Source organism: Pseudomonas sp. B21-015, from assembly GCF_024749285.1.
Taxonomy (GTDB): domain Bacteria; phylum Pseudomonadota; class Gammaproteobacteria; order Pseudomonadales; family Pseudomonadaceae; genus Aquipseudomonas.
The window spans coordinates 1,357,425-1,377,660 of record NZ_CP087196.1; the positions used below are offsets into that span (position 1 = coordinate 1,357,425).

Sequence of the window (20,236 nt, forward strand, 5' to 3'; positions counted from 1 at the left end):
ATTTATTAGTTGCCTAACTTCCCTGTGATATGCTCGGATATTCATCATTTCTACGATGGGTAGCGATCATTCATGTGGGTTCCTCAGCTAAGCGAGTTCGGCCAGCCGATGTATTTGTCGATTGCCGACGCGTTGGCGCGCGATATCAGCAACGGCGTGTTGAACGAAGGTGATCGTCTGCCGACCCTGCGGGAGCTGGCCACCACGCTGAATGTCACGCCCGGTACCATCAGCCGTGCCTATAGCGAAGCCCATCGGCGGCGTCTGGTGCAGGGGGAAGTGGGGCGTGGCACTTATGTGCTCAACCAGAAGCAACTGGAGTTGCCGGCCAGCAACAATGCCGCCCCGCTGAATTTGGGGCAGTCCGAATTATTGGATCTTTCGATCATCAAGCCTTACAGCGAAACCCTGGAATACTGGTTGCGCGACGCATTGGTGGGCATGGCCAAGAGCACGGATTTTGCCCGTGCCCTCGATTACGCCCCCGATGGCGGGCATCCGGCTCATCGCGAGGCGGGTGCGCAATGGCTGCGCCATTCATTGCCCGATGCGCAATGGCAGCAAGTGGTGATCACCGCCGGCGCACAGCATGGTTTGATGGTCGCGATGAGTGCGCTGACCAACGCCGGTGATCTGGTGCTCTGCGAGTCGCTTTGCTACCCCGGCATCATTTCCCTTGCCCATGGGCTGGAACGACGTCTGCGTGGCGTGCCAATGGACGATGAAGGGATCATTCCCGAAGCGCTACGCGAACTGTGCCAGCGTGAGAAACCGGCGATGCTGGTCTGCGTGGCGACCTGTCAGAACCCGACGGCCGCGATCATGTCGCAAAAACGTCGGGCGCAAATCGCGGCGTTGGCCGAGGAGTTCGACTTCATCATCCTGGACGATGACATCTACGGTTTTCTGGCCACCGACCCGTCGATCAAACCGCTGTCGGCGTTTGCCCCGGATCGTTCGGTGTACCTGACCAGTCTGTCGAAGTCGATCATGCCGGCCTTGCGGATCGGCTATCTCTATAGCCCGCCGAAACTGTTGTCGCGCCTGACCTCCATGGTGCGCAGCAGCGTCTGGATGCCGTCGCCGTTGACCGCCCAGTTGGCCAGCAACGTGATCACCGAGGGGTTGGATAAAAAGCTGATCCGTATTCAGCGCAACGAAGCCGCCGGGCGGCAAGCGATCGCTCAGGAAGTCTTCGCCAATTTCGAGCTCAAGACCCAGCCGTATTCCTACCACATCTGGTTGACATTGCCCGAGCCCTGGACCAGCGACGAGTTCACCATGCTGGCCCGTGCCAACGGTGTGTTGGTCCTTAGTGGCACCCAGTTCCAGGCCGAACGTGGCGGCATTACCCGCTGCGTGCGATTGGTGCTGATGTCGCCCACCAGCCAGGACGAATTGAGGTTTGCCCTGACCAAGCTGGCCAGTCTGATCGATTCGGACCCGCGTCGTTATTACTGAGCCCAGGCGCTATCTCCAGACGTTTGTCCCTCAGAGGATGGCCAACTCGCCTACAGTTAATTCAGCATCTGACGAATGCCTGTGTCCGGAGCCCTTCCACCGGACGAAAGCCTCCGCTAAGGTGCGCGGCTTCTCATCCTTTCATCGCTCGAAGGCCCGGCATGACCGAACAGAACACCAACCCCCTGCACGGCGTGACGCTGGAGCAAATCCTCAACGCCCTGGTTGAGCACTACGAATGGTCGGGGCTGGCCGAGCGTATCGATATCCGCTGCTTCAAGAGCGACCCGAGCATCAAGTCGAGCCTGACATTCCTGCGCAAAACCCCGTGGGCGCGGGAGAAGGTCGAGCGCCTGTACGTGAAGCTGATGCGTACCAAGCGCCCGGTCTGAGCATGGTCATACCCTCGGCCGCGAGACGTCGTTGTGTCGCCGTGGCGGCGATTCTGGGCTGGGCAGGCTTAAGCATTCAGCTGTACCTGATTTTCTACTCACGCTGGAGTGTCGCGGCCAGTCTGCTGGGCGGGCTGGTGAGTTTTTTCAGCTATTTCACCGTGCTGACCAATACGCTGGCGGCAGTGGTGCTGACCTGCGAACTGACGTCCCGCGAGTCGGCGACGCGACGCTGGTTTTTGCAGCCGTGGGTGAGCAGTGCGATTGCGGTGAGCATCGCCGTGGTCGGTGTGGCGTACAGCCTGTTGTTGCGCCATTTATGGCATCCCGAAGGTTGGCAATGGGTGGCCGATGAGCTGATGCATGACGTCATGCCGCTGCTGTTTCTGGTTTATTGGTGGTGCTGTGTGCCTAAAGGGACGTTGCGGCTGCGGCACATTGCGTTGTGGGTGATCTATCCGCTGGTGTACTTCGGCTATGCGTTATGGCGTGGGCATCTGCTGGCGGTTTATCCCTATCCGTTCATTGATGTGGACAAGTTGGGTTATCCACAGGTGTTTGTGAATGCCGGGGGATTGTTGGCGGGGTTTGTGGTGATTTCACTGCTGGTGATTGGGTTGGATCGGTGGCGCACGGGACGGATGTGAACACTGACTGTGGCGAGGGAGCTTGCTCCCGCTGGGTTGCGAAGCGACCCCAAAATCTGCAACCGCAGGTTTTCAGGCACACCGCATAAGCCGGTTTTGCGACTGCTTCGCAGCCGAACGGGAGCAAGCTCCCTCGCCACAAAAGGCATGTAACCACAGTGTTGCGGTTATTCCTCGTCACTGTCATCCAGTCGCCAATAGCCGACGGCCTTCACAAACTGCTCGTTCAGGCCGTGCTCATCGAGCAATACCCGGCGAATCTGCCGCGACACTTTGGATTCGGTCGCCACCCACGCATACAGATTGCCTGCGGGTACCTTGATGTGTTGCACGGTGGTCAGCAGGTTGTTTCTGCCACCTTCGCGCAGTACCCAGATCACATCGACCTGCGCGGCGCTTTCGAGGCGTTGTTGTTCGGCGCCGTTTTCCACTTCCACGATCACCAGCGCATGCCGGTTGGCGGCCAGGCCTTCGAGGCGGCGGGCGATGGCGGGCAGGGCGGTTTCGTCGCCGATCAGCAGGTAGCTGTCGAAGATGTCCGGCACGATCATCGAGCCCCGTGGCCCGCCGATGTGCAGGAACTGGCCGGGTTTGGCCTGTTCCGCCCAGGTCGAGGCAGGACCATCGCCGTGCAGTACGAAGTCAATGTCCAGTTCCAGCGTGTCCAGGTCGTAACGACGTGGCGTGTAATCACGCATCGCGGGCATCGGCCCGTTGTCCTTGCCGGCACCGAGTACCAGGGTTTCCAGCGCCACCTGTTCCGCAGCGTTTTGTGGGAACAGCAATTTCACGTGGTCGTCGGTTCCAAGGCTGACGAAGCCGGCCAGCTCCGGTCCACCAAGGGTTATGCGGCGCATACGCGGGGTCAGGTCGACCACCCGCAGCACTTCCAGACGACGGCGTTTGATCTCATGCATGACACGGTGAATAGATTGGGATGGCACGATAACGTCGGTCATTCGGCGTTCTCCTGAACGGGTTGAACGGCGGGGCCATCGACGATGGCTTTGGCCGTGTTGTTGAGCAAATCGCGTACCCGCAGGATTTCTTCCGGGCTCCAGCGACCATGGTGCATTTGCAAGGCATGGCGCAGGTTGTGCACCGCTTCGTGGATCTCGGCCGGGCGGTCCTGGCCGCGCAACGAGCGCTTGCTGACCTCGATGCGCATGCGCACGCCATCCAGGGCGATCGCTTGTTCACTTAAAGACAGACGTCCGGCGTCGGTGATGCTGTAGCGTTTTTTTCCGCCCTCGGCGTCGCCCAGGATCATTTCGCTTTCTTCAAGGAAGGTCAGGGTCGGGTAGATCACGCCGGGGCTGGGGCTGTAGGCGCCGTCGAACATGCTTTCGATCTGGCGGATCAGGTCATAGCCGTGGCACGGCTGCTCGGCGATCAGCGCCAGCAGCAGCAATTTCAGGTCGCCAGGGGCGAACACCCGCGGTCCGCGTCCACCGCGCTCGCGGCCAGGCCCTGGGCGTTTCTCGAAGCCGTCGCGGCCGTCGCCGTGTTCGCGGTGGGGGGAATGATGGTCTCTCATTTCGGTCTTCTCTCATCACGTTTAGATACAACTTAAGATATATCTTAGCGTTCAGGCAAGACGTTTTTTGCCGGATCCTTGCGCGGCTGACGAGCGGCGGTCTCATCGAATAATGCAATAGGCCTCTTTTTGGCGAATGCCTGCGATCGATAAATTTGAAGTTAAAGTGAATGCTCTATTTGTCTTGAGTATATATTCTAAAAACTCCAACAAGTCCCACTATTGCGAGTGATGATTGCTGTATGGTTTTTTAACTGAATCTGTATGTAGGGTATAACTTACAGGCAGTGTTTTAATTATCTATTTTTTGTTCTTTTTTCTTGCGGGTCTTAGGGTCGTTTAACTACGTGCTTATAGGAAGTTGCTTGCTTACTTTCCAGAGGCAACAGTCGATGATGCCCCGGCATTGAAAGTTCAGGTTGATCTGGCTCAACTGAAGTTACGGTTGTCTTCAACTTTCAATGCACACCTCCTCATAAAGAAAACAAGGTACTGAACGATGTTCAAGAAACTCGCAATCGCTGCTCCGCTGGCTCTTCTGGCGCTGGGTTCCTCGGGAGCGTTCGCCGCTGGTGAAGCTGCCCATTCCATCAACATCATCGCTCATGTGCCGACCAACGGCTTCTATGTGGTGCCGACCGATCCTGAGCTGGTCAACAAGGATCAGGACATGAGCTTTCAGCCAAGCACCGGCAAGATGGGCGAAGTAAACGGTTACTTCGATGTGCGCAACAACAACGGTTCGGTTCACGCCAGCCTGGACAGCGCACCAAAACTGATCTCCGGTGCCAACAGCATTGATCTTAAAGTCGAGATCAACAACACAACCCTCACCACCACGCCTCAACAAGTTGTCGGCGAGGCTGAGTCCGATGTGAACTACCGTGCACCGCTGAAGATCAGCGCCATCGGCACTACGTTCAACCCGGGTGATTACACCGGTGTCGTGGCGATGACCTTTGACGCCGTTCCTCCGGTCGGTACGCCTTGATCGGGCGATCCGGCATCAGGCGCTGACTTCCCCGCAGCGCTAACCAGCGGGGCAAGCCACCGTGCTTGCCCCGCCGGACTTCCATTGTTCGTAATCAGAGTAAGAGTTCATGTTCCCGATGACACCCATCGCGGCTGCGCTTGCGCTGTTGTTTTGTGCCAGTGCAGCCGTGGCTTCCAATTCCGCTGGTACGACCCCGCGAAGTCTGTTGGCGCAGGCCAAAGGCCTGCCGGCGGATTTCGAGGAGCATTTCTTTGATGTGCCTCTGGCTGTTCGGGTGGAGCTCGATCATCAACCGCTGGGTGAAGCCATGGTGGTGTTGTCCCGCGACGATCGCGTCACCCTGCTCGAATTTACCGACACCAGCGAAAACCGCTTCGGCTCCGCCGAACGGGAAAAATGGGCGAGTTATCTCAAACCGGGTGTGCCATTGGGCAATTGCACCGGTTCATGTCCGGATCAGGTGCTGGCCGTGCACTACAACCTGGAAAGCTCGCTGGTCTCGATTGTCACCGAAAACGCCGAGCGCGATGTCGAAGCCAAGCGTTACTACGAGCAGCCCCATGGCGGCAGCAGCGGCCTGATGGTGCGCAACCAGCTCAATCTCAATGGCGGCCAGGATCAGGACTTGGGCGGACGCTTTGGTCTTGAAGCCAGCGCCAGCCTGGGTAACTGGAGCCAGACACTGAACCTGCAACTGGCCCGTCTCGGTGGCCCGGACGACAAGCTCTACCACGCCGTGCATGAGCTGCACACCCAGCGTGAACTGCAAGGCAGTTTTTTCCGTCTGGGCTATTTCACCCCCAATTCCGAAGGGCTGACGCGCCAACCGCGCACGTTCGGCACCAGCCCCGACACCGCCGTCGGCGTCATGTACGGCAGCTCCGACAGCCTGGCCATCAACAGCCCGATGCCCAGCGTCTATCCGATCTACGTCACCGCCAATCGCCAGGGCTCGGTGGAAATCTGGCGCGATGGGCTGCTGATCAACACTCAATCAGTGCCGGCCGGTTTGCAGACGCTCGACACCCGGCCATTGCCCGGTGGCATCTATGAAGTGGAAGTGCGCCTGATCGAAGACGGCCAGATCACCTCCACCACCCAGGAGTTGGTGTACAAGCCCAATAACTGGCGCAACCTCGACGAACGCTGGCGCTACAACCTGTTTGCCGGCGAAGAAAGCAAACTGCTGAGCAACTGGGACACGCAATCCAGCGGCAGCCCGACGGCCGGGGCATCGGTCAACTACCTGATGCACCCGCGGGTGATTCTCGGAATGTCGGCGCGCCAGATTCGTGAAAAGCTGCAATACGGCACGTCCATCGACTGGACGCTGGCCAATCACATCAGCCTGTACGCCAACGTTTATAAAACCCAGGACTACGGCACCGGTCTCGACCTGCAAAGCCTCTATAACTATGGGGCCGGTAGCGTGGTGGTCAGCCACAACCGCAGTTGGCTCGACACCACCAACATGTACGACACCTTGCCGGACGGCACCCGGATTCGACCGCGCAACGTGTTCATCGGCCAGACCAGCAATTCGTCGCTGGCGCTCAACCATCGTGTCAGCAGCAAAAGTTCGCTCAACGCCCGGGTGTCGCACAGTGAGGGTAACGTTGAGGGCGTCGGTCTGGATCTGGGCTGGACGCAGCGCACCGTGTTGCTGGGCAGCGATGCCAGTTGGCGGCTGTCACTGTTCGACCGGCCGGGCAGTTTCAGCAGCGGCGAGGCGCGCAATCGCGGTGTCGATATGAGTGTCAATCTGGCATTGGGCGCGCCCGGCCAGCAGTTCACCGGCAGCATCGGTTCGCGCACGGCCCGTGATGGCAGTCGCGATAACAACGCCTCCCTCGGCTGGCGCAAGGATCTGAAAGATCATGTACTGCAAAGCGTCTCGGTGACCGCGCTCACCGACACCTATGGCGTCGGCATGTCCAGCCTGGCGAACTTTCGCACCGACGCCATCAATGGCGATGGCTTTGTTCAGCGTTCGTCCTACAACGGCAACTTTACCGGCGGTCTGAACGTGGATAGCACGCTGGTCGTCGGCGGTCAGCAAATGGTCCTGACCAGTCAGCATGAGATGCGCGGTGCCGGGCTGATCGTCGACGTGGAGTCGGATATCGATGACATCGCCTTGCGCGCCGACGATTACAGCGGCGGCAGCGCGGCGTTGAAGCCGGGGCGCAACTTCATCCCGATTACCGCGTATCAGAACAGTTCGGTGAGTTTCGACTTCGAAGGCAACCACGTGCCGGCGGCCACCATCGAGCCGGCGCGCACCCGCTATCACCTGAACAAGGGCGGGGTGGATTACCGCAAGGTGCGAGTGATGAAAACCCTGACGGTGCTCGGCCGACTGGTTGATGCGCAAGGACAGCCACTCAAGGGCCATCACGTGATCAACCACGCCAGTCGCGGGGTGACGGAAGTCGACGGTTTCTTCTCGATGGAAATGAACGCTGGCTCGCCGACCCTGGAAGTGCGCCAGGGCAATCAGCTGCTGTGCCAGTTCCGCCTCGATGCGAGTCGGCATCGCAGTGAAAACAACGTGTTGATGATCGGTGATCTGCGCTGCACGCCGGACACCCTGGCTGACGTCACGTCCACCGAACAGAAGGCGGGCTGAGCCGATGAAGCGATCCATGGGTTGTATGGGGCTGCTGCTGGCACTGACCGGGCCGGCGACCGAGGCGGCGAATCAGGAAATCAGGGCGTTGTTCCAGCCCGATTCGTCCCAGCCGGGCAAGAACGTGTTTATCAACCAGACGGCGAACAGCGGTTACTGCGCGGACTATCCGGGCGAGTGCGCGCAGAACAATATGTTCAGCATTCAGTTGCCGGTGCGCTTTGACTCGACCCGCGCAATCATGCCCGACGAAAGTATTGCGCTGAAGGTGCCGGCCAACTGGCGGCAACTGACGGTGACCAACGCCGAGACCCAGGAAACGGAGACCGTCGAGGTGCGCATCATCGGCATTGGCTCCAGGTTCACGCTGAGTGACTCAGCCGCTAACCTGGTCGGGGTGACGGACATACTGGAGGGCCATCAGAAGCTTTGGACCAGCAGAAGTTGGGTGTACGCCCCGGCGCCCTGTCTTTACAGCGGTGTGGGTGCCTACGGCCCGGCGTCCTATCGGTTTTTCTGGAAGGCGCCAGTGGAAGCGGAATGTAGCAAAGTGGCCACCCACACCATTCCTTCCATGTATTTCAACACCCTCGATTTTGCCTATGAACTGCGCACGCCCAATCCGTTGGGCATGTCGAGCGGGCTGTACACCGGTGCGTTGTCTTACCGCCTGGGCCCGGGCGCCGATTTCGATCTGGGGCCGTTGATGGTTCCGGATGACGGCAACCTGACCCTGGACTTCGTATTGGACGTGCAGCACACCCTGAAGGTCGATCTGCCACCGGGCGGCAACAAAGTGCTACTGGAGCCCGAAGGCGGATGGCAGCGCTGGATCGACAGCGATCGCAAACCGACGAGGATCTACCGCGATCAACTGTTTTACCTGTCGGCGTCGTCGCGCTTCAAAGTCATGATGCTGTGCAACTCGTACGGCGGCACCCGCTGCAAGTTGGGAAGCCCGAAAGGCAATACCACCGAGGTGGAAACACTCCTCACCTTGCCCGCTGGCATCACCGGTCCCGGCGGCGGGCCGGTCACGCTTTTCAGGCTGCAATACAACACGTGGTCAGGCCCTTTTCAGCCCGGAATCTATGTGGATCGAAAGGCCGGCTCGTTGCGTTTCGAGATGCCCCAGGACGCCATCAACTTTTTGCTGCGTCCCGGCTTGAGCGACACGCTCAGCGGCAGCATCACCATTATCTGGGACTCGGAAGTTTGACCGTTCAGGCCTGGCCACTTTTTATTCTGATGGGATTGAAGACGATGAAGCGTATGTTTTTGCTGTGGGTACTCAGTGTGTTTTACGTGACGGCACAGGCGGGGCCACAGATCAATGTCGGTACTGTGTATGACTATCTGGATGCCGATAAAAGTACCTACCTCAAACGGGTATTCAACAGTGGCGACAGCACCGCTTTCGTCAAGGTCAACGTGCTGGAAATCGTCTATGACGCCGACGGTATGCCCCGGGAGATTCCGGTCGAAACCGCCGCCGACGGGGCGTCGCGCAATGGCGTAATGGCCAGTCCGGCGCGGCTGATCGTACCGGCCCAGGGCATGCAGGGCACTCGCTTGTTGTACATGGGTGAGCGTGACAGCGAACGCTACTTTCGTGTGCGTTTCGTGCCGGTGGTGCCAGAAAAGGAAGATGAATTCGCGGTCAGTGCCGAGGAGAGCGAGGACTATAAAAAGACCCTGTCGGCCGGGGTCAACGTGATGACTGGGTTTGGCACGATTTTCTTCGTGCGGCCCAAAGACGCACGTTTCGCGACGGCCATCAATGAAACCGACAACCGCTACGAACTGCGCAACAACGGCAACACGGTGGTCATCGTCGATGAATTCAAAAGCTGCTCATTGAGCAATGAAACCGACTGTGGGGCAACCACCAAACACCATGTGCTGGCGGGCAAGACGTTCGGCTTCGACAAGGAAAAGGGGCGTGAGTACCGGTTCATCCTGATCGAAGGCGACAGTAAGAAAAACCTGAAGATCGCCAGCCGCCAGGCCTGACGCCAGCCAGTCAAGCGCAATCCATGTGGGAGCGCCTTAATTGACTGGCATTGGCCGCCAGGCCCGCTTTTCATAGACGCAACGGGTATCAAACATGATCAAGCAATGCGCCGTCTTCGCGCTGATGGCAATGACCGTACTGATGAGTTCTTTGGCATGGGCGGCTCGGGAAGAGCACACCTTCGAGGTTTCTCTAACCATCCCGAACCGCTCGTTTTACTTGATCCCGGCTGAACCCGACTGGATTCACCGGCCACAGCAGCTGAACTGGGACTATCCGACCTCGACGCTGAGCAGTGTGCGCAAGAACTTCGATGTGCGCCATGACACCAGCGCGATTGAAGCACGCCTGGAAACCGCACCCTACCTGTCCAATGGCAGGCCGGGCGACGATATTGCCTTGCGGGTCACTTTCAACGGTGTGGAGTTGAGCCCTGATATTGCCCCGCGGCAAGTGGTGTCGGCGGCCGACGCGGCCGTGGGCATGCGGGTGCCACTGGAAATCGCGCCGGTAAAGCCGGACGGGGGTTATCGGCCGGGGGACTACAGCGGCAACGTCCTGTTGTTGTTCAGTGCCAGGGCGCCAGGGGAGTGAGTGCAAGCGCAGATAAGCCTGTGGCCGGATTGGCCAGGGAATGACAGTCAGCATGACCAAGAGTGTATTAGTAATGAAACTTGCAAGTACGGCGAGCGGCCTGTGTGCCCTGATACTGACAGGCTTTATGACATCGGCCGGTGCCGCGAATGTAGAGATCACGGCGCTGTTCCAGCCTGACTCGACGAATCCGATGCACAATGAATTTGTAAATAAAACGCCCCAGGGCGGCTACTGCGGTGGCCATCCGGAATACTGCGAGGACGGTGTCTTCAGTATCGACTTGCCGCTTCGCTTCAGGTCCGTGGCGGCCATTGAGGCGCTGCATGACGAACGCCAAGGCCCGATGTTCCGGGTGCCATCCTCCTGGAGGGATATCAGGGTCATTCATGACGAAACCGGCGAAGAGGAGACGGTAAGGATGCGGGTGAACGGTATTGGTGCCGCCTATACCAACAAGGTGCCGCTTCCCGTGGGAGTCTGGCAATTCGGTTGGGTCTACGCTCCAGCCCCCTGCCGGTATGGGGGCGTGGGCTTTGGCAACCAGACTTACTATGCTTTTTTCTGGCGCGTTCCGCTCGATGCGGGTACCTGTTCCAAACAGGCACAAAAAACAATTGATCAATCCTATGATTTTGCTTACCGAGACATGGGGTTCTCTTATCAACTCATTACGCCCAATCCCCTCAAGATGTCATCGGGCACCTACCGCGGTGTATTGAATTACAGCGTGGGCCCAGGTCAAGATTTCGACATGGGTGACGTCATGCTGCCTGACGACAGTTTGATCTCCGTCAACTTTACCCTGATTGTCGAACACACCTTGAAAGTCGACATTCCCCCAGGCGGCAACCGCGTCATATTGGAACCGCAAGGCGGTTGGCAATCCTGGCTGTCACAGGGGCGTAAACCCACGCGTTTGTTTCGCGATCAGACGTTCAATATTTCCGCGTCGAGCCGCTTCAAGATGAACCTGCGATGTCAGTTCGTCATCGGGAACAACTGTGCGCTGTGGGAGCCGACCGCCGGTCATCCTGTGCCGCTGGAAGTCGCCGTTACTCTGCCTGGCGGGTTGACGGACGCCGCGGGACAACCGGTGAGTCGACGTCCGCTGCGCCGTGATGGTGTTGGCACGGAGCTGTTTCAGCCGGGCTTTTACGTAGATCGCAAACCTGGCACGCTGCATTTCGAAGTGGCCCGCGAAGCCATTGATGAAATGCTCAAACCGGGCATTGCCCGCAGCTATTCGGGCAATGTCACGGTCATCTGGGATTCGGAAGCGGGCTGAACGAAGTGCCCAGGATGAAAAAGCCAGCCCCGAGTGGATGACACTCGGGGGTTAAGCGTTTGCACCCATGGCGCATTGCATTGTTTAGAGTCCGGCGTTTGCCAATGCTTTACGGGTCAGTGTTCTGGCCAACTCGTTTCGTTCTTCGGCCATCTCTGACAGCATCCGGTCATAAAACTGCGTGGTCATTTCCCTTCCGGTAAACACTTGGGTGTGTGGAATATTCAGCTGGTTGGCAAGCGTTTCCACTCTTCCTTTGCGCGAGGAGCGCTCCGCCGGAGTCCGGGCGTTCGCCCAGTTGTTTTGGGCGGTGCGCAGATCTTCGAGCAGAGCATGTTTGGTTGCGAGACGGCGATCACTTGCATCGAATGTGTCCGGGTGGGTTTTGCGCAAGTGTTTTTCCCAAAACGGGTTCTCGAATAAACCGATCATCCCGTCGACCAATCCGTCACCGTCTTCGAAAGCGATGACACTATCGTACGCGGCGTTAATCTTGGCGGCGTCCACGTCTGCTCTCGTCTGATACAGCATGCCTTCAGATTGCCAAGGCAAATCCAGTCGCTTGGCCAGCCCTGTCTCGTACGCAAGGTGCACTTCCACAGGATCCGGAGCGTCGAATTTTCCCGGATTGCTTTTGAATCTGTCGTTCTGACTCTCAACCTCTGCTCTGGCAATTTCGTTTATTTTTTCCAGGCGAGCGGCACTCCTGGCCAGTTTGACAAGTTTGTTTTCAAGCGCCGCGCCAGTTGTCGATTCGGCGTGCGCCTGCGACACCAACACTTTTATTCCCATGTTATTGAACAGTTGTGCCCCGGCATCCCCGCAGGTTTCAGGATGTTTGGCCTGTTTGAACAGTTCCTCGCGCAGATCGGTGTCGAGCGCGACGGCATCGATCATCTGCCAGACCCGCCGGGTCAGTTGCTTGCGCGAATTATCGCTTCGGTAATCCTTGCCGGCTCTCTGTTTACGGATAACTTTGAAAAAATCGGTGGAGTCGGGTTCCGCCATCACATCGTGCCAGTTCTCCTCTCTATAGGTTCCGATCCCCGCCGATTGACTATAAATTTCTGAGTCCGGTAACGATTGCCAATGAGATAACTCATTGGCCGCAGCCCGCTCATAGACTTGCTCACGGGCCAAGCCTACGGACTCGCGGTAGTCTCCAAAACGGACTCGATCAACATCGGAAAGCTTCGTTGCGTCGAGTCGCGTGCGTGCCACGAGAAACGCATGATCGGAGCCAGGCACGACATCGGGTACGTTCGTGATCGGACATTCCCGTAGATCGAGAGAAAAGCCGCGCGGGTGATGTTTCTCGAAAACCCCTTCCTTGAAAAGACCTTCCGGCCAGGCATCGATACCGGTGTTGTTCAGACTCAATACCCTCAGTCTGGGCATGTGGCCGACATCCGGAGGTTGCCTGAGCGGATTGTTATCGAGCCTTAGCGTTTCCAGGCGAGTGAGCTCTCTCAGCGACTTGGCAGAGTCAGCCGTTAATTGGATGCTGTTGTCTGTCAGACGCAAGGATTCGAGCAGACGCATCGTGCCGACACTGGGCGGTAGCTCGGTCAGGCCGCTATGGCGGGCGCTCAAATGACGAACGTTGGGGAAGTCGTTCAACAGACCTTTGGTGTCAGGAGAAAAACGAGCGTTGTCCACATTCAGCACGGTCACTTGGTCGATGTATTTTTTGATATTGGGTTGCTCACGCAAATCCTTCCACCAACGATCGAGTTTCGGGCCCATGAAGTCGGAGGACAAGTCCAGCGTATAGCCGCCTTCTGGATGACTGTTGCGCCCACCGAAGGCCTCGCTTTTGCGTTCGAAGCATTCAAGGAGCCGTTCCCGAATATGCCTTCCGCCGCGATACCTGAAATCATCATATTCAGGTCCGGATCCCGAATCAGCGGAAACGTAGCCCATTGCTTTGTTTTCCCAATCCGCCAATATGTTCTTCAGTTCGACGAGTTCATCCCTGAGCCGGTCGATGGCCTTGTCGGGATCACCCTTGGCGCGCAAGGCCTCAACGAAGGCTCTCACCTCTTGTTCGTTTAATTTCGGATAGAGGTTCCTGACCCTTTTTTCCGGGGTGTTTGCGAATGTGGACAGACTCGGCCCGCGCACCAGGTTGACGGTTTCAATATTGGCAACCGGGCGAATGGGCGGTTCTGCCAGCAATGTCCGGCGTTCGGCAGCAGGCGCGCATTGTTCCATGATCCACGCTTTGAGCAGACGGCCCTGGCCCCGTTGGTAGCCCAATGCCGCGCGTTTGTCGTCAGGCAGGGCGCGCAGAATCGATTCGTAGAAATCACTGGCGTCATGCAGCTTCCTGTTGGCTCCGTCGAGAACCTCGTACTGGCTGTGCTCATCTCTGATCAGGCGCCGGACTGTTGTGGCGTCATCCGGGCCGATGCTGCACCGCAGTGTGCCGTCGTAGGTGCCGTCGAGCACCTCGATGCGCACATCGCCGAAGCCATCGGTATTGAACTTGAGCGTATTAAGCGCCAGCCGCTCGGTATCCGGTAACACCCGTTCATCCCGATAAAAGCCGTCGTAGGCGCGAGCGGTGGAGGCTTCGAAATTCAATTCCCGGGCCTGGGTTTTGATACGTAGCGGCAAGCGATCTTCATCGATCATTCTCTGTAACTCGGCTGCCTTGGCGTGAGACAGGAGTTTTTCCGTGAGGGTGAGCGGCATGTCCGGGAACGTTTGCTTCAGCAAGCGGACATCCGCCTTGTTCGACCTTTCTCCGGCCTGATACAGACGTTTGGATAACTCACCCTGACGCTCGTCGACGGCGTCCGCGAGTAGATTGCGCAACGCCTGGTTGCGTTCAGCGCTCGGCATGTCGCGACCGAGCAGAGCGCTGACCTCGGCCTCATTCAGAAAGCCCACGACGCGTTCGGGCAGTTTGCCGGACGTGAGGTCCGCGAGACTCATGCTCAGGGTATTGGCGTCCGTTGCGTTGGCATTGCCGTACTTGCGCGAATAGCCTGTCAGGTCGGCATTTTCATACACCCTCAATGCCCGCTCTGGCGGCCATCCTGGCAGGCCCGTCGTTATCGGTTCAAACCAGACAGACGCTGGATCGATCGGTCGCCCGCCACGGATATTCGCACTCGCTGTCTGCACTTCGTCATACGCACTGAAGCGCTTGATGGTGTCGGCCAGCACCGGCGGCGGAGGACTGTTGTCGACATGCATCCGACGCAGCTCATTGTCGTCAGTGCCACTGCTGATGCGGATCTGCTCCAGTTCTGTGGGCGAAAAGCGATCGACGCTGTGGCCGAGGCGGCGCATCAATGTTTCACCTTCCCAGTCTCGTGGATTCTCCGCCTCGTGCACCCAGGCGCCATGGCCGTTATGTTCCATCTTGGGCGAGTAGGCATTGGGGCGGGTGGGGTGTTTGACACGGTGCGTATTGGAGGTCGGCTCTGTGGAGGCTTTTTCGACGATGTAGAGCTTGCCTTCCAGCGGCAGAATGTCCTGATTGGCATGTCGATGCAGGCCGTGCTCATTGGGTTTTGAAGCCGCCGACAGGGTGAGATTTTTCTGTTCGTAGGGTGCGAGATCGGGATGCCACAGTGTGTGTTTGCCATTGGGCAGCTTGACCGGTTTCATGCCCTCGACCAGCGGCGACAGTTTGAGCCGAAAAGCGTTGCCGATTTCAGCACCCGCCCCAAACGCCGCCAGTTGAATGAGATCCGTCACCACGCTGATCACATGCTCGGCCGCTTCAAGGCCGAGGCCTTCGGCCAGATCGACGATGCCTTCGATGACATCCGTGGTCAGTTGGTAAGCGGTGTAGGCCATCATGAGTTCGCCCAGCCCCGGCACGAACGGTGTGGCGATCAACAGAGCGACGTTGAAAATGTCGGAGACGATTTTCTTGAAGTTGTCCCACCAGGCCCAGCGCGCTTTGCTGTCGGTGTCGGCGGTGGATACCGCGATTTCACGGGCGTCGTTGAGGATCTTGTTGAGCTTTTGCTGGTAGGCATGCCTCCAGTAATCCCGAGGGAGTGGCCAATGCTCGATTTGCAATCGGGGTCGAAGCACGGGTTCCTTGCGCCACGCCGGACGCTGGTCTGTCGGATCCTCTTTCGTGTGCCATTTGACGGTAAAGAGACGTTGCTCCAGGCCGGCGAAGAAGTGCCCGCGCTGCTGCTGATCGACGAACTGGCTGAAGAATTGTCGATAGCTCAGCTGCGACGATGCGCCGATTTTGTCTTCGCGCAATTGGCGCACCAGCTCATGGGTGAACGCCTCTGTGGATTCGTACTCCTTGAGCGGGTGATCAGGGTCATGGGGGACGTACGCAATGAGCCGTCGAATGCCGCTGCTACCCCGCACCGCATGAATCAACAGCACAATGCCGGTCAGACGGGTGTCCATCATGGACAGGTCGCAGCACAGCATCTGTTTCCCATTGAGGAGCAGTTGAGGTGTGTCCTGTGCCAGATCCAGTATCAGCTTGTAGGCATCGTACTGGATATCGCCGGTGATCAACGCCAACTGCGCGGCGACGGTCAGTGCGTCTTTCTGACTTTCGGTCACCTTGTGCTTCATGACGGCTTCGGCTAGCGGCTCGCCGGGAAGCAGATAGCTTTCGAGATGTTTTTTGTAAAGCGCGCCAATATCCAGCTCCCGGCAAAGCGCCTGGAACTGCCTGATGGTCATTTTGTGTTTGATCGGTATGACTTCGAAATGCCCGCGTTTGTCAGGTTTGGTAATGAACTGCGAGCCGGTATCGACCGTTTCGGCTCGTGCGAAATTGTGCAGCGCTGCATCCAGCAGGGAGACGGTTCGGGCAGTGACGCCACCCGACAGGTCAATCGCGTACCAGGGCTGATCCTTGGGCATGTACAGGCGCAGGTAGGTCGTCGTGACGTCATTCTCGATTCCGTATCGTTCCTTGAGCTTCGCCTGGAGCAGGGGCGCGGCAAACAAGTGGACGTCCCGCAGTTTTTCGAACAGTTGGTCGACCTGGTTCTGCGAGCCCCATGCCTTGAGGTTGGCGGCTTTGAGCTTGTCGTGATGAGCGGCGGGTGCTGTGGTGTACCACGGCACAATCTTCAATCCAGTAGCCGCCAGTGCTTGGCCTCTGCTGACGGTGGCGGTTTTGAAGTTGTCGTTGATGGTGTTCTTGATGAACGCGTAGTGCCGGCCTTTATTCGTGTTTTTGGCCGGTGTGTGGGAGTCAGGCATGGCAATCATCCTTGATTGTTTTAAGAATGATCAGCCTATCTGTTGGGGCTCAAAACAAAAGTCTAAACATCTGTGCTCAAACAGCGTTTCCTGGCGCTGAACCGTTGAATATTCGAATCGGAAAAATAACTGAATACCACCTGCTGCGCAAAAACTCACAGTCGCGCTATCGGAACCGGCTGACACGCGACACGGCTACCCGGTTGCAGGTACGGCATGAGAATCGGCGCCATGCCCTTGAGCACTTGCACCGGCAGGGCCGAGGTGAATTTGAACGCCTCGGCCGAGCGTCCGGGCACGAAGGCAGTCAGGGTGCCGAAATGGCGGTCGCCGATGTAGAACACGAAGGTCGCGGTGCGGTTGATCGACTTGGAGCTGAGGATTCGCCCGCCGGAACCGATGGCTTCGATACGGTTGTCACCGGTACCGGTTTTGCCGCCCATGGCCAACGGGGTGCCATCGGCCAGCTTGAAACTGCCTGCCACGCGTTTGGCCGTACCGGCATCCACCACTTGCGACAAGGCCTCGCGCATGGCGGTGGCCACCTCGGAAGGCATCACGCGTTTGCCGACCACCGGATTGTTGACCAGTTGGGTTTCATAGGGCGTATCGGCTGCGAAGTGCAGGCTGTCGATACGCAGCGTCGGCAGACGTACACCGTCGTTGAGGATGGTGCCGATCAGTTCCGCCAGCGCAGCGGGGCGGTCGCCGGAGCTGCCGATGGCGGTAGCCAGCGAGGGCACCAGGTGATCGAACGGATAGCCGACTTTCTGCCAGCGTTGGTGAATGTCGAGGAACGCCTCGATCTCCAGCATCGTGCGAATGCGGCTGTCGCGGGCGCCCTTGTGTTTGCTTTTGAACAGCCAGCTGTAAACCTCCTGGCGTTCGAATTCGCTGGCTTTGACGATCTGGCTGAACTTGGCGTCGGGGTTGTTCAGCAAGTAGCCGATCAACCACAGATCCAGCGGGTGAACCTTGGCGATGAAGCCTTGATCCGGCAGGTCATAGCTGCCCGGGCCGTAACTCAGGTACAGGCGTTCGAGGCGTTCGTCGGTGAGTTTTTCCGTGAGCTTGGCGCTTTTGAGGTGCGAGCGCACGAAGGTGTTGAAGCTCTCCTGGTCGCCCTGCGGGAATAGATAGCGATGCACGGCAGCCATGCGGATCGGTGTCGGGTGCATGCTGTCGAGGAAGGTCTCGAGGCGGGTTTGGGTGTCCTTGTTCTGGTACTTCTTCCAGAACCGCAACAGGAATGCGGTGCCTTCGCGGTCGGCGAACTGGGCCAGGTATTCCTGACGCCGCGGGTCGCGGTCGTCCTTGAGCAATTCGGCGCTGCTGGTGGGGCCGGCGTAGGTGCTGTAGCGCACCAGGTCGCGCATCAGCCGAATGAACGGCAGGTTGATCGACTCACGAATGGCATCGCGCAGGGTCGGCATGCGGCCGTTGTCTTCCTTGCGGAAGTTAACGAACGTGTGCAGCCCGCCACCGGTGAAAAACGCCTCGCCTGGGCTGGCGGAATATTTGCGATCCAGTGCGGCGCCGAGCATTTTTGGCAGGCTGCGGTCGGTGTTCTGAATCATGTAATCGACGGCCCAGCTGCTCAGGCGATCCTGTTCGGCGACTTCGGTTTTCTTCAGTTCGGCAACGCTCATGGTGGCGTAGCGATCGTGCAATTCGGAGATGATCTGCAGGTAGGTGGTGAGCACGCGCATTTTTGCGGTGGAGCCCAGTTCCAGCTTGCTGCCTTCATTGATGTCGAACGGCTGGTCGGTGCTGTCGGTCTGCACCCGTACCCGCGAGCCGTCCGGGGTCAGTTCGAACAGGGTGAAACTGTAGCGCACCTGCGTGGTGCTGGTGGGGGTGAGCAGGCGTTCGCCAATCAAGCCGATTTCCGCGGCATAGGCCGGGTCGGCCAGATGCTTGAGGTACGCGGTGGCCTGGGCTTGCAGCTCGCCTTGCAGGGTGCTGGTGGCGGACAGGTCGAGGCGGTCGAGGTCATACAGCGGACGATTGAGTAACCCGCCCAGACGACTGCGCGCCACACTGATGCCTTTGTTGGTTTCGATCGGCTGAATGGTGGGCTGCGTCTGCCAGTCGCGATAGGTCACTTGGCTGGCCAGTGCCGCCGCCGCGAGTGGCGCATCGATCACGCCATTTTGTGCCAGCAGGCGAATATGGCTGTCGGTGAGGCTGGCCAATTCATCGCGGCCCTTGGTCAAGTAATGGGAAGGGCGGCGCTGGGCAATCATCAGCGACAGCATTTCCCGCAGGGCCAGGCCTTTTTCCGCCAGGCTTTTCTGATCGGTGTCGGTGCTGGCCAGCCGTTCGTTGGCCTTGTTGAAGTCGGCGCCGTACCACACACGCAAACCTTCGGCCATGCCATGCACTTCACCGTGGCCCGGCACCGCCGACAGCGGAACACTGTTGAGGTAGTCGCGAACCACATTTTGCCGTATCTGGAGGGTTTCCGGCCCCGCCTGATAGGCCCGCACGCTGGCGGAAATCATCTGGCGGATTTTTTCCGCGCCCGACACCGTCAAGCCATCGGGCGAGTGTCGATACTTCTCAAGCTGCGTCGCCAGCGTACTGCCACCCGCCGATTGGCCGGGCAGGCGCAACAGCTTGGCCACCTGAGACCACGCCGCCATGCCGAACCGCGGCCAGTCCACGGCGGGGTTGGCCAGGGGCTGACGAGGATCGAGCAAAAAGCGGTTTTCGATAAAGAGCAAGCTGTTGACCACCACAGGAGGGATCGCGGCAAAGCTTGAATAGAGTTGTTGTGGATATTTGAACTGGTACAGCGGTGCCGCGCGGCAATCGGTGATCGACAGCCCGGCCTGGATTTTCTCGGAATAGGGCACGAAAAAGCCCTTGTCGTGGTACTTCATCAGCGCCGGGGAAAAGCGGGTTTGTGCCGACACCACGTAATCGCGCTTGAGCAGGCGCGGCAGAAATTCACTCAGGGCGCTGTAACCCAAACGCTGATCGAACGGGCCTGCGCCAGGGTAGCGAATCGCGTCGCTGGGGCCGGGTTGCAGTTCGTATTTCAGCGAGGCGGCGTATTTGCTGATTTCCCGGGATTGAAACCTGGAGGTGCGCATTTCCTTGGTTGCGGCGAGGCCCAGGACAATCAGGATAATCAGCAGCAGCAACCAGAAAGCCCCCCAGCCGTGCCGGGAACGACGGGGTTTCTCAGGTAAAGGCGCTTCATCCACTCGTTCAGTCGGAACCACGGTTTTACTCGAATCGGTTTGCCACAAAGCGCCCATAGTCGACTGATCCATTCACGCAGATTGATCGGACTTGTTTGAAGCTTAGACGTTGGTTGGCGTTGGTGAAAAAATTGTGAACAACCAAATATCGGGCACGCACCCTTACCTGTGGCAAGGGGGGTGTTGTGGCGAGGGAGCTTGCTCCCGCTGGGCTGCGAAGCAGTCCCAAAAACCAGCAACACTGAGTTTTTTTAAGACACACCGCA

At 58.4% G+C, this 20,236-nt stretch carries 13 protein-coding genes; 9 read left to right on the forward strand and 4 right to left on the reverse strand.

The window, feature by feature from the left end; genetic code table 11:
- Positions 1–72: 72 nt before the first annotated feature.
- From LOY38_RS06285 to LOY38_RS06295, 3 genes are all read left to right on the forward strand, one after another.
- Positions 73–1,461, forward strand: coding sequence for a PLP-dependent aminotransferase family protein (locus tag LOY38_RS06285; RefSeq protein WP_258699271.1), 1,389 nt, complete (start codon positions 73–75; stop codon positions 1,459–1,461).
- A 161-nt stretch (positions 1,462–1,622) separates the two neighbouring features.
- Positions 1,623–1,853, forward strand: coding sequence for a VF530 family DNA-binding protein (locus tag LOY38_RS06290; RefSeq protein ID WP_007941719.1), 231 nt, complete (start codon positions 1,623–1,625; stop codon positions 1,851–1,853).
- Positions 1,854–1,855: 2 nt separating this feature from the next.
- The gene (locus LOY38_RS06295; protein WP_258699272.1) at positions 1,856–2,500 is read left to right on the forward strand and encodes a Pr6Pr family membrane protein; all 645 of its coding nucleotides are present in this window, start codon (positions 1,856–1,858) and stop codon (positions 2,498–2,500) included.
- 167 nt (positions 2,501–2,667) lie between these two features.
- Here the strand turns inward: LOY38_RS06295 and LOY38_RS06300 are convergent, their stop codons facing one another.
- Positions 2,668–3,459 (reverse strand): siderophore-interacting protein, encoded by a 792-nt coding sequence (locus tag LOY38_RS06300; RefSeq protein ID WP_258699273.1) that lies wholly within the window; start codon positions 3,457–3,459, stop codon positions 2,668–2,670.
- Positions 3,456–4,037: a PadR family transcriptional regulator gene (locus LOY38_RS06305; RefSeq protein WP_258699274.1), complete on the reverse strand. Its 582-nt coding sequence runs from the start codon at positions 4,035–4,037 to the stop codon at positions 3,456–3,458. The genes LOY38_RS06300 and LOY38_RS06305 overlap by 4 nt, the downstream gene beginning before the upstream one ends.
- A gap of 499 nt (positions 4,038–4,536) precedes the next feature.
- On the opposite strand from LOY38_RS06305, the gene LOY38_RS06310 reads away from it, so the two are divergent.
- The 6 genes from LOY38_RS06310 (at position 4,537) to LOY38_RS06335 (ending at position 11,556) form a co-directional block, all read left to right on the forward strand.
- On the forward strand, positions 4,537–5,028 hold the full coding sequence (locus LOY38_RS06310; protein ID WP_258699275.1) for a fimbrial protein: 492 nt from the start codon (positions 4,537–4,539) through the stop codon (positions 5,026–5,028).
- A gap of 109 nt (positions 5,029–5,137) precedes the next feature.
- On the forward strand, positions 5,138–7,660 hold the full coding sequence (locus tag LOY38_RS06315; RefSeq protein ID WP_258699276.1) for a CS1-pili formation C-terminal domain-containing protein: 2,523 nt from the start codon (positions 5,138–5,140) through the stop codon (positions 7,658–7,660).
- Between the two features lie 4 nt (positions 7,661–7,664).
- Complete coding sequence (locus LOY38_RS06320; protein ID WP_258699277.1) at positions 7,665–8,879, forward strand: hypothetical protein; 1,215 nt, start codon at positions 7,665–7,667, stop codon at positions 8,877–8,879.
- A 44-nt stretch (positions 8,880–8,923) separates the two neighbouring features.
- Positions 8,924–9,673 (forward strand): molecular chaperone, encoded by a 750-nt coding sequence (locus tag LOY38_RS06325; protein ID WP_258699278.1) that lies wholly within the window; start codon positions 8,924–8,926, stop codon positions 9,671–9,673.
- Positions 9,674–9,767: 94 nt separating this feature from the next.
- The gene (locus LOY38_RS06330; RefSeq protein WP_258699279.1) at positions 9,768–10,268 is read left to right on the forward strand and encodes a fimbrial protein; all 501 of its coding nucleotides are present in this window, start codon (positions 9,768–9,770) and stop codon (positions 10,266–10,268) included.
- A 52-nt stretch (positions 10,269–10,320) separates the two neighbouring features.
- Complete coding sequence (locus LOY38_RS06335; RefSeq protein WP_408980568.1) at positions 10,321–11,556, forward strand: hypothetical protein; 1,236 nt, start codon at positions 10,321–10,323, stop codon at positions 11,554–11,556.
- An 84-nt stretch (positions 11,557–11,640) separates the two neighbouring features.
- Here the strand turns inward: LOY38_RS06335 and LOY38_RS06340 are convergent, their stop codons facing one another.
- Complete coding sequence (locus LOY38_RS06340) at positions 11,641–16,761, reverse strand: NEL-type E3 ubiquitin ligase domain-containing protein (protein WP_258699280.1); 5,121 nt, start codon at positions 16,759–16,761, stop codon at positions 11,641–11,643.
- Positions 16,762–16,916: 155 nt separating this feature from the next.
- On the reverse strand, positions 16,917–20,027 hold the full coding sequence (locus LOY38_RS06345) for a transglycosylase domain-containing protein (RefSeq protein WP_258699281.1): 3,111 nt from the start codon (positions 20,025–20,027) through the stop codon (positions 16,917–16,919).
- Between the last annotated feature and the right edge of the window lie 209 nt (positions 20,028–20,236).

Excerpts from the sequence above, each read along its gene's own strand:
- LOY38_RS06345 (WP_258699281.1), bottom strand. The coding sequence starts at position 20,027 with ATGGGCGCTTTGTGGCAAACCGATTCGAGTAAAACCGTGGTTCCGACT.
- LOY38_RS06310 (WP_258699275.1), top strand. The coding sequence starts at position 4,537 with ATGTTCAAGAAACTCGCAATCGCTGCTCCGCTGGCTCTTCTGGCGCTG.
- LOY38_RS06305 (WP_258699274.1), bottom strand. The coding sequence starts at position 4,037 with ATGAGAGACCATCATTCCCCCCACCGCGAACACGGCGACGGCCGCGAC.
- LOY38_RS06325 (WP_258699278.1), top strand. The coding sequence starts at position 8,924 with ATGAAGCGTATGTTTTTGCTGTGGGTACTCAGTGTGTTTTACGTGACG.
- LOY38_RS06300 (WP_258699273.1), bottom strand. The coding sequence starts at position 3,459 with ATGACCGACGTTATCGTGCCATCCCAATCTATTCACCGTGTCATGCAT.
- LOY38_RS06290 (WP_007941719.1), top strand. The coding sequence starts at position 1,623 with ATGACCGAACAGAACACCAACCCCCTGCACGGCGTGACGCTGGAGCAA.
- LOY38_RS06315 (WP_258699276.1), top strand. The coding sequence starts at position 5,138 with ATGTTCCCGATGACACCCATCGCGGCTGCGCTTGCGCTGTTGTTTTGT.
- LOY38_RS06330 (WP_258699279.1), top strand. The coding sequence starts at position 9,768 with ATGATCAAGCAATGCGCCGTCTTCGCGCTGATGGCAATGACCGTACTG.
- LOY38_RS06320 (WP_258699277.1), top strand. The coding sequence starts at position 7,665 with ATGAAGCGATCCATGGGTTGTATGGGGCTGCTGCTGGCACTGACCGGG.
- LOY38_RS06340 (WP_258699280.1), bottom strand. The coding sequence starts at position 16,761 with ATGCCTGACTCCCACACACCGGCCAAAAACACGAATAAAGGCCGGCAC.
- LOY38_RS06285 (WP_258699271.1), top strand. The coding sequence starts at position 73 with ATGTGGGTTCCTCAGCTAAGCGAGTTCGGCCAGCCGATGTATTTGTCG.
- LOY38_RS06295 (WP_258699272.1), top strand. The coding sequence starts at position 1,856 with ATGGTCATACCCTCGGCCGCGAGACGTCGTTGTGTCGCCGTGGCGGCG.
- LOY38_RS06335 (WP_408980568.1), top strand. The coding sequence starts at position 10,321 with ATGACCAAGAGTGTATTAGTAATGAAACTTGCAAGTACGGCGAGCGGC.